This is a genomic window from Nitrospira sp., assembly GCA_015709715.1.
GTDB lineage: Bacteria > Nitrospirota > Nitrospiria > Nitrospirales > Nitrospiraceae > Nitrospira_A.
Genome location: CP054184.1, coordinates 1,597,467 through 1,610,591 on the forward strand (window position 1 = coordinate 1,597,467; position 13,125 = coordinate 1,610,591).

The 13,125-nt window shown below is 58.7% G+C and carries 13 protein-coding genes and 1 pseudogene; 6 read left to right on the forward strand and 8 right to left on the reverse strand.

The window, feature by feature from the left end; translation table 11 throughout:
* Positions 1-13: 13 nt before the first annotated feature.
* From HRU82_07555 to HRU82_07575, 5 genes and pseudogenes are all read right to left on the reverse strand, one after another.
* Positions 14-1,345: a ferredoxin oxidoreductase gene (locus tag HRU82_07555; GenBank protein QOJ34807.1), complete on the reverse strand. Its 1,332-nt coding sequence runs from the start codon at positions 1,343-1,345 to the stop codon at positions 14-16.
* Between the two features lie 41 nt (positions 1,346-1,386).
* A complete protein-coding gene (locus HRU82_07560; GenBank protein ID QOJ34808.1) occupies positions 1,387-2,151 on the reverse strand; it encodes a 2-oxoglutarate:ferredoxin oxidoreductase in 765 nt (254 codons plus the stop codon).
* Between the two features lie 114 nt (positions 2,152-2,265).
* Positions 2,266-2,496: pseudogene (locus HRU82_07565) on the reverse strand (hypothetical protein).
* A gap of 20 nt (positions 2,497-2,516) precedes the next feature.
* The gene (locus HRU82_07570) at positions 2,517-3,236 is read right to left on the reverse strand and encodes a 2-oxoacid:acceptor oxidoreductase family protein (protein QOJ34809.1); all 720 of its coding nucleotides are present in this window, start codon (positions 3,234-3,236) and stop codon (positions 2,517-2,519) included.
* 27 nt (positions 3,237-3,263) lie between these two features.
* The gene (locus tag HRU82_07575; protein ID QOJ34810.1) at positions 3,264-4,163 is read right to left on the reverse strand and encodes a ferredoxin oxidoreductase; all 900 of its coding nucleotides are present in this window, start codon (positions 4,161-4,163) and stop codon (positions 3,264-3,266) included.
* Positions 4,164-4,621: 458 nt separating this feature from the next.
* On the opposite strand from HRU82_07575, the gene HRU82_07580 reads away from it, so the two are divergent.
* The 6 genes from HRU82_07580 (at position 4,622) to HRU82_07605 (ending at position 10,415) form a co-directional block, all read left to right on the forward strand.
* Entirely contained in the window at positions 4,622-4,870 is a 249-nt protein-coding gene (locus HRU82_07580; protein QOJ34811.1) for a methylenetetrahydrofolate reductase C-terminal domain-containing protein, read from the forward strand.
* 52 nt (positions 4,871-4,922) lie between these two features.
* Positions 4,923-5,333, forward strand: coding sequence for an NADPH-dependent 7-cyano-7-deazaguanine reductase QueF (gene queF / locus HRU82_07585; GenBank protein QOJ34812.1), 411 nt, complete (start codon positions 4,923-4,925; stop codon positions 5,331-5,333).
* A gap of 172 nt (positions 5,334-5,505) precedes the next feature.
* Complete coding sequence (locus HRU82_07590; GenBank protein QOJ34813.1) at positions 5,506-6,276, forward strand: hypothetical protein; 771 nt, start codon at positions 5,506-5,508, stop codon at positions 6,274-6,276.
* A gap of 22 nt (positions 6,277-6,298) precedes the next feature.
* Positions 6,299-9,223: a PAS domain S-box protein gene (locus HRU82_07595; protein QOJ34814.1), complete on the forward strand. Its 2,925-nt coding sequence runs from the start codon at positions 6,299-6,301 to the stop codon at positions 9,221-9,223.
* A gap of 48 nt (positions 9,224-9,271) precedes the next feature.
* The gene (locus tag HRU82_07600; protein QOJ34815.1) at positions 9,272-9,556 is read left to right on the forward strand and encodes an Hpt domain-containing protein; all 285 of its coding nucleotides are present in this window, start codon (positions 9,272-9,274) and stop codon (positions 9,554-9,556) included.
* A gap of 40 nt (positions 9,557-9,596) precedes the next feature.
* Entirely contained in the window at positions 9,597-10,415 is an 819-nt protein-coding gene (locus tag HRU82_07605; protein ID QOJ34816.1) for a symmetrical bis(5'-nucleosyl)-tetraphosphatase, read from the forward strand.
* A gap of 12 nt (positions 10,416-10,427) precedes the next feature.
* Here the strand turns inward: HRU82_07605 and panB are convergent, their stop codons facing one another.
* The 3 genes from panB to folD are packed head-to-tail and all read right to left on the reverse strand — an operon-like array spanning position 10,428 to position 12,976.
* A complete protein-coding gene (panB, locus tag HRU82_07610; GenBank protein QOJ34817.1) occupies positions 10,428-11,216 on the reverse strand; it encodes a 3-methyl-2-oxobutanoate hydroxymethyltransferase in 789 nt (262 codons plus the stop codon).
* Positions 11,216-12,106 (reverse strand): methylenetetrahydrofolate reductase, encoded by an 891-nt coding sequence (locus HRU82_07615; protein ID QOJ34818.1) that lies wholly within the window; start codon positions 12,104-12,106, stop codon positions 11,216-11,218. Before HRU82_07615 ends, panB begins: the two co-directional genes overlap by 1 nt.
* 9 nt (positions 12,107-12,115) lie before the next feature.
* Entirely contained in the window at positions 12,116-12,976 is an 861-nt protein-coding gene (gene folD / locus HRU82_07620; protein ID QOJ34819.1) for a bifunctional methylenetetrahydrofolate dehydrogenase/methenyltetrahydrofolate cyclohydrolase FolD, read from the reverse strand.
* Positions 12,977-13,125 lie beyond the last annotated feature (149 nt).

The window sequence follows — 13,125 nt, forward strand, 5'->3', positions numbered from 1 at the left end:
GACCACGCAGTACTTAGATGCTGCGCATAAAATGTCCCATCGCCTCATGGTCTGCGCCGGTCGCACCCATGACTTGAGACATCGCGACGTTGGTAGACTTTTTCCCGGTCACGCCGGACTCCACTTCGTCGACGATCAATTCCACCGGCATGGATTGCCCACCATAGACCCGAGGCCCGCCGATGATCTTCGCGTTGGAATAGCCGTAAATCGCCGTAGCGACTTCTTTCGCCAGCCACCCGACGTAATTGAATTCGGGCACGACAATGAGCTTCGCCTTCCCACATAGTTGTCGCAGTTCTTGAGTCGGAAATGGGCGCAGGGAGCGAATCTTGATAAGACCGACCTTGAGGCCCTTCTCTGCGCACAACCGAACTGCCTCACGAGATTGCGCGGCAGCGCTGCCCGAAGCCACGATGATAACCTCGGCATCTTCGACGTTTTCAGGCGTCAGCAGCCCCCCCAAATACTTGTTGATGTATTTCCTGGAACGTTCGACTGCAGCCCACACTTCCTGCTGCCACACAGCATGGATGTTGTAGGCCATGAAGTTGGACTTCTGAACCGGGGCATCGCGGGATAAGCGAGCGGGCGGATTCTCTGCATCGAGCACCGGCACGGCACCCCGCCAGGGTTCCCGAGGCGGCAATTTGATGCTACGATCCTGCATCCGCACATACCCACGGGCATGAGTCACAAAGAACCCGTCGCAGCAGACGCCGACCGGTAACGTCACGTCGTTCTTTTCACTGATCGTGAACCCGGCCATAGTGAAATCAAACATGTCCTGTTGATTCTCAGCATGGAAGACGATCATGCCGCAATTCAGCAGATAGGAGACTTCGATATTGTCCGGTTGAATGGCCAAGGGCGCATTGACGACGCGGCAGGTGAACATCGCCACGACGGGCAGGCGATGACCAGGCCATGAGGCAATCCCTTCGAGGCCGCGAAGCGTCCCAGGCCCAGCCGTTGCCGTGTAGCAACGCACACCTGCGCGGGATCCACCGGCAATCGCCGCCATCACACCGACCTCTTCCTCTCCTCGGTAGTATTCCTTCACATACCCTTCACCGTACAGAACGCCGACCAACTGCATGGTCTCGCTCTGAGGCGTGATGGGATAGGCGATGGCAAGGTCGACGTTGGAGCGTCGAATCGCTTCTTTCGCTGCTTCGCTGCCCGTAATAAATTCCTTCGTCCGCGGGGCTTCCAGGAACATGTATTCCGGCGTGACGACCTGTTGCTTCTTGGCTTCCGCATGCGGATCCTTCTTCACCTCGACCTTCGGAGCCACGCTCGTGGTAGGGTCGCCCTGCGGATTGGTCTTTTGCGTTTCACTCATGGTTACACCTCTATGGCTATATCGCCCTCTGCCTCTCGGTCCTATCCTTCCCGCTTCATTTGCTCGGCTGTATGGCCGAAGGCGCTTGCGCTACCGGCGCCGGCCGCAGAAGGCATGAAGGTGAGGGGATTGGTGTGAGTCTTGCCACCGTGAACTTTCGACTGCGTACCGGTGAACCGGACGTTCTCGCCGCCCTCCGGGAGCTTGATGCCCATTTCTTCACGAACTTTCTTAAAGATCTGAGCCACCTTTCTCAACTTCAACGTATCCGAATCACGGATGGTCAGCATCGCATCTTCGTGCCCCTGTTCCGCACAGATTGCCATGGTACAGCAATTCGTCCCTGCCCGAATCATCTTCAAAGTCAGATTCGCATAGTGGCAATGGACTCCGATGAAAATGCAGGCTTCGATCTTATTACCCCAGATGGTGAGATTGGGGTGGTTGGGGTTAATCACCTCTTCGGGGTCGATCTTCGGGTACTTCGGCCGATAGTCCGGCATCGGAATGATCATGACTTCAGGAATTTGAGCGGCGATTTCCAAGACGGCCTTCGCCTTCTCCACCGCGTGGTCGTTCCATGCCCACAGGACAAGAGGCCCGGGGAAGATCGTTGCATTGGGACTCGTCAACATCTTTCGAGCCATTTCCTCGATGACCACATCCTCGTTCGTCTCCAACAAACCGTAGTACAGACCCTGCCCTGGATCCGGCAATGCCACTCCCAATTGAGCAGCAGACGGCGGATGGAATCCAGCCGGTCCCGGCACGATGATGCGCGCTCTCGTATCTTGCGTCGTTCCCACCCCGTTTCCCCTTTCGTCCTCTCACCCAACTACTGGGCTGGCCAACACGGCCGTCGTGCTCTTTTCACCATAGGTGATGTTGTCTGTCAGTGCCGCTTTCGGAAGCTGGTCGATCATGATCATCTTAATGGCATTGTTCTTCGCCATATTGTCACAGACCCACACGCATTGCGCACATCCCTTGCATCGATCGACGGCTACATAAGCGGAGCCGTACTTAAAGCCTTTGTCCTTCCCCATTTCATCGCTGTAGAGAATGGTGTTGGCCTCGGGGCAATACTGCGTGCACAGCTTGCAACTCTTCGCGGCGCAAATTTCAACATTGATATCGGCTACGAGATACATGGACGCTCCTTCTGTATCGCCTATTTTGCGGCGGCCGCTGCCACCGGCTCTTCCGCACGTTTCACTTCCGGAGAAGCCCAGCCATGATCGACAGCGTAGTTCCACCCCGCCCGCATGACGGCGACGTTCTTCTCAATCAATTCCTGCTTCTTCTTGAACTTCCGCTCGACGACGCTATCCAACGCCGCAGTACCGCCGGACACCACGAATCCCTTCCCGAGAAACCGATCCTTCACGGCTTGCTCCAAGCCGGCCATGTTCGTCAAACCGGTGATCGCTCCGATGCAACCCATGAGCGCCATGTTGGTGGCGAGATCCATACCGGCAACCTCGAGCGAGATCTTGGTCGCAGGGAAATAATAAAGCTTGGCACGACGCTCTTCCAACTCACGAGCCTGATCCTTGTGCAGTTTCATCGGGCCATCGTTGTTGATCAACGCGATACCATCTTCCTTCAAGCCGAAGTAGAACGGCATCGTATAGGATTTCCCATGCGTGATCACCTGAGGATGGAAAATGATAATGATATGCGGAAAGGTGATCTCTCCGATTTCATAAATCGGTTCGTCTGAGACCCGCACGTAGCTCTCAACCGGGGCCATCCGCTTTTCCGATCCGTAGAACGGCACAATCGTGCTTTCTCCGCCCGCATTGATCACCGCCGTGCTCAGAATGTGTGAGCCGGTAACCACGCCCTGGCCTCCCACGCCGGCCATGCGGATGTTAAATCGTTTCGCCATGCTCGATCCTCCTTGGGAAAATCCGCCTTATGCCTTGGGAAGGCTTTGAGCCTGCGCCGCCGGCTTTTGGAGAAACTCTTTGTAGCCGTACCGCTCAGTCAGATACTGCTTCGCTTCGTCGCTGATGTATTCCGTAAACTGATAGCGATCATTTTCGACGTTCTTGGCATCTTCCATGACCTTGTCAGTCGGAATGGCATATTCGATGTTGCAGGATGTATAGGCCTGAATGTAAGTCGAGCCGACCTCTCGTGCGATCAACACAGCCTTCTTAATCACGCTCTCAACCCGGCGAGGGTTGTTTGGCACGACTGAGGCCACGTAGGCGCATCCGGCAACCTTAGCCATCTGCAACATGTCCATCTTTTCGAACTTCTTCCCCAGGGGGGCCATCTTCAGAACCGCGCCTCGGTTCGTCATGCCACTCTCCTGGCCTCCGGTATTCCCGTAAACTTCATTGTCCAGCATAATGGTCGTGAAGCGTTCCTTGCGGAACCAGGAGTGCAAGACCTGCTGGAAACCGATATCCGCCGTGCCACCGTCCCCGGCCATCACCACCACATCCTTAGGCTTATCACCGAACCTCAGTCGCAAGCCGCGGGAGAGTCCGCTTGCCACACCGTTCTGGTCACCATAATTGCCGTACACAAAGGGAATTGCGGCCTGTGAAATTGCCAATCGCCCGCAACCGGCAGTGCCCACGGTAATCGTATCCTCAGGGTTGGGGAATGCGATCATTGCCAGGCGGATGAAGAGGGTCATGGCACAGCCGGCGCACATGGGGTGCTCTTCGAGCACTTCCTTGAAAGACCCCATCTGCGAAACCGAGACCTTCTTGCCGAATGGGCCATGCTCCACCATATCGCGATATTCTTTTGGCATGAACTTTTCAAAGCCATTTGAAAACTTGACGTAATCAAGGCTCATAAGGATTCCCTCCCTTTATTCGCTTCCGACCTTTTACACAATGGACGGTCAGTCGGACGCAGATTAATTCGACACCGGTTCTTCGTTTGGCTTCTGAATGCTGTTCCTGGTTCAGTGTGAGGATTGGTTTCATCTGGCCGCATTCCGCCGCCGAGTGTAACAAAGGGCGAAAAAACCTGTCAATCGGAAGGCCTACCCAGAACGCGACTAAGATTTACCATTCCTGCGTAACAGCAAGTCTATAAAAGGCTGTGAAAGTATTGCAACTTTGCAGAAGGCCCAACGCGAACGAAAGAAGGCCTAGCAGCACGGGGGACCGCTAGGCCGTTGGCCCTAAATGGGTTAACACAGCTCTCCAAGCAAAACTAATGTGGTGGAGAGGTACGCTATTCAGTTGCAGTTCAACCAAGAAGCAGGTAAACATGGTCGCTTACCACGCTTGGATGTAAGCTGAACTTATGCCGCTGCGCGTTATAGTGCCTGGTGAGGAACAAGGCGACCAGCATGTGGGGGGAGTCCATAAACGTCCCCCGATCCCCGACGGCTCACTGAAGGCGGAATGTCCGAAGTTCATGAGTCACGGCCCCTGCGGAGGGGTCCGTAAAGGTGGGTTCTGCGAGGTCTATCCGGATATGGCTTGCCCCTGGGTGACGCTCTACAACAAGCTCAACGAACTTGGCCAACTGGAATGGATGAAGCAGGTGTGATCACGCGCGCCGGGAGTGAAGGGTGAAGGGGAGAGCACCAAAACGCCGATCGATGAAGGCGACACGTCTGGGGTATAACGAGCGGCACGCGAAAAGCGGTATCACCACTCCCTTGCCTGAGATCGAAACATTTCCCAATCAATACAAAGGCTACGAGATCACCATCGAAATCCCCGAGTACACTGCCATCTGCCCCAAAACCAATTTGCCCGACTTCGGAGCCATTACCCTCAAGTACCAACCGGACAAACACTGCCTTGAGTTGAAAGCGCTCAAGATGTACATCCACGCCTACCGAAACGTCGGCATCTTTTATGAGAATGCCGTCAATCGCATTCTGCAGGACATCGTTAAGGCCTGTCGCCCGATATGGGCCACGGTGACCGGTGAATTCGCCGCCCGTGGCGGCCTCCGCAGCATCGTCGAAGCCACCTATCCTCCGACTAAGCGTCTCTCGTCCTAGGCCTGTTCCTCAGTCGGTCCCCCGTCTCGAACCGGCACCCTCTTAAGTCTCGCCCAAAATCCACCGACACCAGACCGTCGACGTGCGGCACCGGCACGGAGAATGGGCTTCCTCTGTACAACACGAACGCATCGCAGGCCGAAAAAAGGACGTCGCGTTGTTCAGGCACCCCATGCGATCGGGCCTCGTTCGGGCAGCCGCGACCTTTCTCCTGGCGCCGACAGCCATCGAACTCGTGCCGATCCGAACTGCCGAAGCCATCCCGGCCTTCGCAAGGAAATACGCCTTGAATTGTACGGCCTGCCATACGGCTCCCCCGCGGCTCAACGCCTATAGGGAGGCCAACCATACCGGCATCCGCCTGCGCGGCAATGTATTGCGACACTACAACTTCTCGCGGCAGGACCCACCGGGCGCAGAGCCGGGTACGGTTCAAACCAAGAGCGAACTGGGATTCCCGGAAGCGTCCAGCCTCCTTCGTCAGATTCTCTTGAACCTGATCAGTAATGCCATCAAGTTCACACAGACAGGTGACGTGGCGGTCACCCTTGAGCAATGTTCCCGCAAGCCGTCTGAGGTCCACCTCAAGTTTCGTATTCGAGACACAGGAATCGGTATCTCTCAAGAGGCGCAGGCTCGTCTGTTTCAAGCCTTTTCTCAGGCTGACGGCTCGACGACGAGGCGGTTCGGCGGCACAGGCCTCGGCCTCGCGATCATCAAGCAACTGGCCCATCTCATGGAGGGAGAGGTCGGAGTGGAGAGCAGTCCCGGTCAGGGGTCTACTTTCTGGTTCACGGTTCGGCTCGCCACACAACTCATGGAGAGCAGCCGACTGCAAGGCATCCCCCTCGTGGCACTCAGCTCCGTCGAGCAATCCCCGGTCGACAGTCCCACTGCGGCCATGGAAGACAACCTCACTCGATCGGAACGGTCCGTGGCATGAGCGACGGAACGGGGTGGCACCCATGGCCGTGATCGCAGACATCTGGCGGCGGACCCTTCGACGCCTCAGCGGTACCCCCTGCGACGACGAGCAGACGGAACATTTCCTGAACTCGGTCGTCGAGAACCTTCCCATCATGGTCTTCGTCAAAGAGACTGAACAGTTGCGATTCACACGCTGGAACCGAGCGGCGGAGGAAGTCATAGGGCTCAGCCGAGGAGTCGTGCTGGGCAAGAACGACTACGACCTTTTTCCCGAAGACCAGGCGGAGGCCTTCACGAAGACGGATCGCGAGGTCCTTCGCCACGGGCAGTTCCACATCCTATCGGAGCCCATCCGGACGCCGCACCGAGGTCAGCGGCTGTTACGCACCAGGAAGTTGCCCATCTTCGATCGCCACGGACATCCTCGGTTCCTTTTGGGCATGGCGGAGGACATCACCAACCAACACCTGCAGGAGATGCATCTGCACGAAAGCGAGGCGCAAAACCGGGAGCTGTTCGAATCGTCGCGCGACGCCATCATGATCCTCTCGCCCCCCGACTGGCGGTTTCAGGCTTGTAATCCGGCCACCGTGGCCATGTTCGGCGCACGCGACGCGCAGCACTTCACCTCGCTCGGCCCCTGGGACGTCTCGCCGACGGTCCAACCGGACGGCGTCGCCTCAGCAGTCAAGGCACCTCAGATGATCGAACGTGCCATGCGGGAGGGCTCGCACTTCTTCGAGTGGAGGCATCGAAAACTCGACGGCCCGGAATTTCCGGCTACGGTGCTCCTCACCCGTATCAGTTTGAAGGGTCAGCCCGCGCTCCAAGCGACGGTTCGCGATATCACCGAGCAGAAACGCGCCGAGGCCGAACTGCATGCCTCCCTGCTCTTTCAGAAGACCCTTCTCGACAATGCCGGCCACGCCATTATTTCCTGCAAGTCCGACGGACTCATCCAAACCTTCAATCCGGCGGCTGAAGCCCTGCTGGGCTATCGCGCGGAAGAGCTGATCGGGCAACAGTCTCCCGCCCTCTTCCATGAACGGGAAGAAGTCGTGGCCCGCGCCCGTCAGTTCTCTGAAGAATTGGGCACGACCATCGAGCCCGGCTTCGACGTCTTTATCGCGAAGTGCCGCTACAACCTCCCGAACGAACACGAGTGGACCTATATCCGTCGGGACGGATCACGCCTGACGGTGTTACTGAGCGTGACAGCCCTGCGCGAGCCGAACGGTCGCGTGACCGGCTACCTCGGCATCGCGTCGGACATTACGCTCTTGAAGCAGGCAGCCTGCGAATTGTTGAAGGCGAAAGAAGCCGCCGAAGCGGCCAATATTGCGAAGTCACAATTTCTCGCCAATATGAGCCATGAGATCCGCACTCCGATGAACGGAGTGCTCGACATGACGGAGTTGCTGCAAACGACCGCCCTCTCCCCCAAACAGCGGTCCCTGGTCGACACCGTTCACCGTTCCGGCATAGCGCTGCTGGAGGTCATCAACGACATCCTCGATTTCTCAAAGGTCGAAGCCGGCAAGCTCGAGCTGGAACGTGTGGAGTTTAAGCTGAGGCAAACGATCGAGGAAGCCGTCGAACTGTTCTCCGGACCGGCCGGACGGAAGGGATTGGAATTGACCTGCTTCGTTCCCGCGGACATCCCGGACGCGGTCATCGGCGACCCCTTACGTCTCCGCCAGATCGTCCTGAACCTCATCGGCAATGCCGTCAAATTCACGTCGCAAGGGGAGATCGCCGTGACGTTTCAACTTGTCGAGCGGCATGAGGCCACGGTCATCCTCCGGGGCGAGGTGCGCGATACAGGAGTCGGGATTCCAGAGACAGCCCAGGCTCGACTCTTTACCGCCTTTACGCAGGCGGATGGATCGACCACCCGCCGATTCGGGGGAACCGGTCTGGGACTGGCGATCGTGAAGCAGCTGGTTCACTTGATGGGCGGCGAGGTCGGGCTGGTCAGCAGGCCCGACCAAGGAACAACATTCTGGTTCACCGTCACGATGGGGCTTGCCGGCGGCACCGCCCTCCCGCATGTGAATGAACGCAGCCTCGGGGACCGCCATATCTTGATCGTGGATGATAACCCCACGAACCTCCAGATCCTCGAGAACCACCTGCACAACTGTGGTGTCGGCGTCACTTCGGCCGGTTCAGCGCAAGAGGCGCTGGAACGGTTGAACGGCCTCCGGGGGAGAGGCCGTTCAATCGACATGGCCATTGTGGACCTTCAGATGCCGGATCAGGGCGGGATCGACCTGGCGCGTACCATTCGGCAAGATCCAGCCTGGCGCGCGCTGTTGCTGGTCGCCTTGAGTTCGATCGACCATTTCACCGACGACAAACACGACCGCCACCGCCTCTTCGATGGCTGGCTGCGCAAGCCGGTCCGCTCATCCCTGCTCATCGACTGCCTGACACAGTTGTTCAGCCGACGCCTTGAGACGAACCCGGAGCCGCCGGTCAAGGCGTCCTCTCCACCCCGGCGATTCGACGTCCATGTCCTCCTGGTCGAAGACAACCCCGTCAACCGTCAGGTGGCCTCCAACATGCTGGAACTGCTGGGCTGCACCGTCACGAATGCCGAACATGGCCGGCTTGCCGTGGAAGCGGCGGCGGCTCGGAGGTTCGATGTAATCCTCATGGATTGTCAGATGCCTGAGATGGATGGCTTTACCGCCACCGGCCTGATTCGAGAACGGGAACAGTCCACCGCGCCGTCGTCCCGCGTGCCCATCATTGCCCTGACCGCCAATGCGCTGGAAGGAGACCGCGCCCATTGCCTGGCAGTGGGCATGGACGATTACCTGTCCAAACCCTTCACTCTCCCCCAGCTCCGGAACGTCCTTGCCAAATGGTGTGTTCCTGGGAGCACCCCATCCGATGCACCGCCGCCTGCGGCTTCGAACACGACAACTCCTCACGTCCTGGATCAGAGCGCCTGGTAAGACATTCTCGCTCTGCAACGGCCTGGGCGCCCCGATATCTTGGCTCGAGTGCTGAACGAGTACTTAAAAGACTCGCGAGTCCTTGTTGGGCGGATTCGTGAGGCCGTGGAACACAGCGACCCGAAAGCTCTCTACGAAGCCGCCCATCGACTCAAGTCCAGCAGCGCGCAGCTGGGAGCCCTCGCAACTGCGGCCGGTTGCGCCAAGTTGGAAACACTGGGACGAGAAGCCCATCTGGAGACGGCGCCCGCTCTTGTGCAGGAGCTGGTCCTTGGGCATCAGTCCACCTGCCAGGCGATCGAAATGGAACTCCGCGCACGCACCGGCCACTAATTCCTTGCCTCCGCCCATCCTGCAGGGTACCCTGGGCCCCATGGCCACCTATGCCATCGGCGACCTCCAGGGTTGTTACCATTCTCTGCGGGCCTTGACCGACCTCATCGGCTTCATCCCAACGAGAGATCGCCTCTGGTTCGTCGGCGACTTGGTCAATCGAGGACCTGATTCGCTGGAAGTCTTGCGTTATATCAAGGGCCTCGGTCAATCCGCTGTGGCTGTATTGGGTAATCACGATCTGTTTCTCCTGGCCGTTGCATCCGGGGCGGCCAGTCTCCGTCCGAAGGACACCCTTTCCCAAGTCCTTGAGGCACCGGATCGCAATGATCTCATGGTCTGGTTGCAGCAACGCCCGCTGCTCCATCACGAGGGAGAATATGTGCTCGTCCATGCGGGACTGCTCCCGCAATGGACCGTCGAGGAAGCCAGACAACTGGCGGATGAAGCCACGGCGGCGCTGCGCGGCGAACGCTGTGATTCGCTCCTTCGAGCCTTGCACCCGAGCGGACACCTGCAATGGGATCCGAGCCTGACTGGTCCCGTCCGTGTTGCCGCTATCGCCAAGGCCCTGACCAGGCTCCGCACCTGCTCGGATCACGGCATCATGGAATCGACCTTTTCTGGCCCTCCGGAACTGACACCGGCCGGCTACCATCCGTGGTTCCAAATCGCGTCCCGGCGCCATGATGGATGCACCGTAGTCTGCGGCCACTGGGCTGCCCTCGGCCTACGAATCCAGACGAACCTCTTGGCCCTCGACAGCGGCTGTGTATATGGCCGACAGCTGACCGCCGTCCGTCTGGAAGACCGACAGGTGTTTCAAGTCGCGAGTGTCGAGACCCGCAGCCGTGAGTGATCCTGAGGACGCTTAGTGGTAGCTTTCGGTGTCGGAGGGGAACTTTCCTTGCTCCACCTCTTCTTTGTATCGCCGAAGGGCCTGCAGGGCCTCCGCCTTGAGGTGGGCATAGGGTTTAACGAATTTCGGGACGAACTCGTCGAAGAGACCGAGCAAGTCATATAACACGAGGACCTGCCCGTCGCAGTGGGGACCGGCGCCGATGCCGATCGTGGGAATGGTGAGGGCCTCGGTCAGAGTCTTGGCCAACTCGACGGGAATCGCTTCCAGGACGATTCCGAACGCTCCCGCCGCCTCCAGGGCCTGAGCATCTTCAAGCAACTGCCGAGCACGATCATCGCCCTTGCCCTGGACTCGGTATCCGCCATACTGATGGACGGACTGCGGCGTCATGCCTAGATGCCCCATGACCGGAATGCCGACCTTCGTCATCGCCGTCACGCGATCCACGACGGTCGCCCCGCCTTCCAGCTTCACGGCCGTCGCCCCCGCCTGGAGAAAGCGACCGGCGTTACGAAGGGCATCGTCGAGACTTGCCTGATAGGACATGAAGGGCATGTCACCAATGACCAAGGCCCGCTGCGCCGCTCCCGCGACGAGTTTGGTGTGATAGAGCATGTCCTCCATCGTCACGCCGAGCGTATTGGCCTGACCCTGCACCACGATGCCGAGGGAATCCCCCACCAAGATCGTCTCGATGCCGGCCTGCTCCACAATCCGGGCAAAGAGTGCATCATAGGCCGTGACGACGGTGATCTTTCGTTTCTCCCGTTTGCATGTGAGCAACTCGGGAATCGTCATCACCCCAACTCCGCCTTGGCCAGGATCTCCGGCAACCGATCGGTCGCCTTGATGGCCATGATATGGACTCCGTCGCAGAAGGACCGGACGGCCTTGATGGTTCGCACGGCAATCTCGACACCGGCATCCAATGCATGTTTGTCTCCCGCGGCACGCAACTCGTCGATCATCGTCTGGGGCACACACACGCCCGGAATGTTGGCGTTCATGAATTCCGCCATCTTAGCGTTCCGCAGGAGGAGGATTCCGGCGAGCACCTTGACCTTAAAGGGGCGCACCGCCTCCATAAAGGTTTTGAATTGGTCCGGTTGATAGATCGCTTGCGTCTGGAAGAACTCCGCCCCCGCCCGGACCTTCACTTCGAACTTCACCAGCATCGGCCCGACCGGATCGGCTTCGGGCGTGACAGCGCCCCCGATCGTGAAGGCGGTGGCTCCATCCAGCTTGTTGCCCGCGTAATCCCGGCCTTGATTCAAGCCCTGCACCAGCTGCATGACTTGCACGGAATCGAGATCGTAGACCGGCTTGGCCTCCTTATGGTCGCCGACCGTCGGATAGTCACCGGTCAAGCAGAGGATGTTGCGGATCCCAAGAATGTGCGCCCCCATCAGGTCGGACTGCATGGCAATGCGATTGCGGTCCCGGCAGGTCAACTGCATGACCGGGTCATGTCCCATCTCATACAGGACGCGGCAGACCGGCATGGACCCGGCCCGCACGATCGCCGCGGTATTGTCGGTGACGTTCACGCCGTGGACGCGGCCGAGCAGTGCCTTGGCGCTCTCGACCACATGCGTCAGGTTTGTGCCCTTCGGCGGATTATATTCCACCGTTACGGCAAACTGCCCCTGCGCCAAGACGTCTTTCAGGCGACGCGGCTCTCGATTCATCCGGTTCTCCTATTGCATTCCTGCCATTCTCTTAGCAGATTCCACCGTGTTGTCGAGCAACATCGCAATCGTCATCGGGCCGACGCCGCCTGGTACGGGACTGATCCATCCCGCCTTCTGGCTGACTCCCTCGAAGTCCACATCGCCGACCACCTTCCCGTCCGGCAGGCGATTGGTGCCGACATCGATCACCAGGGCGCCCTCCCGGACCATGTCCGCCGTGACGAACTTCGGTTTGCCGATGGCCACGAGCAAGAGCTCCGCCTCCCGGCAGACCGCCGCCAGATCCTTGGTCTTGGAGTGGCAGATCGTGACGGTGGCATTACGATGGAGCAGCATCAGTGCAAGCGGTTTGCCGACGATGTTGCTGCGTCCCAACACGACGGCCCGCTTGCCTTCGATCGACACCCCGGTGGACTCGATCATCTTGATGACACCCTTGGGTGTGCAGGCCTCGAAAATCGGGCTGCCTTCGACCAACCGACCGAAGTTGTAGGGGTGAAATCCATCGGCATCCTTCTGCGCCGAGACGGCGTCGAGAATCACCTTGCTGTCGATGTGTTTCGGAAGCGGCAGCTGGACGAGAATCCCGTGGATCTTGGGATCGGCATTCTTTTGCGAAATCAGCGCCAACAGATCCGACTGACTCGTATTGGCGGGGAGCTTGGAATCGTCGATATAGATCCCGGCCGCATCACAGGCCTTCTGTTTGCTCTTCACGTATAGATGCGACGCAGGGTCATCTCCCACCAAGATGGTCGCCAACCCCGGTTTCATGCCCGTCTTGGCCAACACGGCCGCCGACTCCCGAGCCAACCGTTCACGAACTTGTTGCGCCAACGCTTTTCCGTCGATGATTCGAGCTGCCACAATATCCTCCCTGGCCTGACAAATGGCGAAAAGTGACGGCACCATAGCAGGCAATTTTTCATCAAGTCAACGCTGGATGGCCGCGACCCTACGCCGGCTTGTGCCGTTCCTTGACAGTCTTCGGGCCCCTTGGCTACCATGCAGTCACA

Coding starts and splice junctions, on each gene's coding strand:
- queF (QOJ34812.1), top strand. CDS start 4,923: ATGAAGGCGACACGTCTGGGGTATAACGAGCGGCACGCGAAAAGCGGT.
- HRU82_07580 (QOJ34811.1), top strand. CDS start 4,622: ATGCCGCTGCGCGTTATAGTGCCTGGTGAGGAACAAGGCGACCAGCAT.
- HRU82_07615 (QOJ34818.1), bottom strand. CDS start 12,106: ATGAATCGAGAGCCGCGTCGCCTGAAAGACGTCTTGGCGCAGGGGCAG.
- HRU82_07605 (QOJ34816.1), top strand. CDS start 9,597: ATGGCCACCTATGCCATCGGCGACCTCCAGGGTTGTTACCATTCTCTG.
- HRU82_07595 (QOJ34814.1), top strand. CDS start 6,299: ATGGCCGTGATCGCAGACATCTGGCGGCGGACCCTTCGACGCCTCAGC.
- panB (QOJ34817.1), bottom strand. CDS start 11,216: ATGACGATTCCCGAGTTGCTCACATGCAAACGGGAGAAACGAAAGATC.
- HRU82_07570 (QOJ34809.1), bottom strand. CDS start 3,236: ATGGCGAAACGATTTAACATCCGCATGGCCGGCGTGGGAGGCCAGGGC.
- HRU82_07555 (QOJ34807.1), bottom strand. CDS start 1,345: ATGAGTGAAACGCAAAAGACCAATCCGCAGGGCGACCCTACCACGAGC.
- HRU82_07590 (QOJ34813.1), top strand. CDS start 5,506: ATGCGATCGGGCCTCGTTCGGGCAGCCGCGACCTTTCTCCTGGCGCCG.
- HRU82_07575 (QOJ34810.1), bottom strand. CDS start 4,163: ATGAGCCTTGATTACGTCAAGTTTTCAAATGGCTTTGAAAAGTTCATG.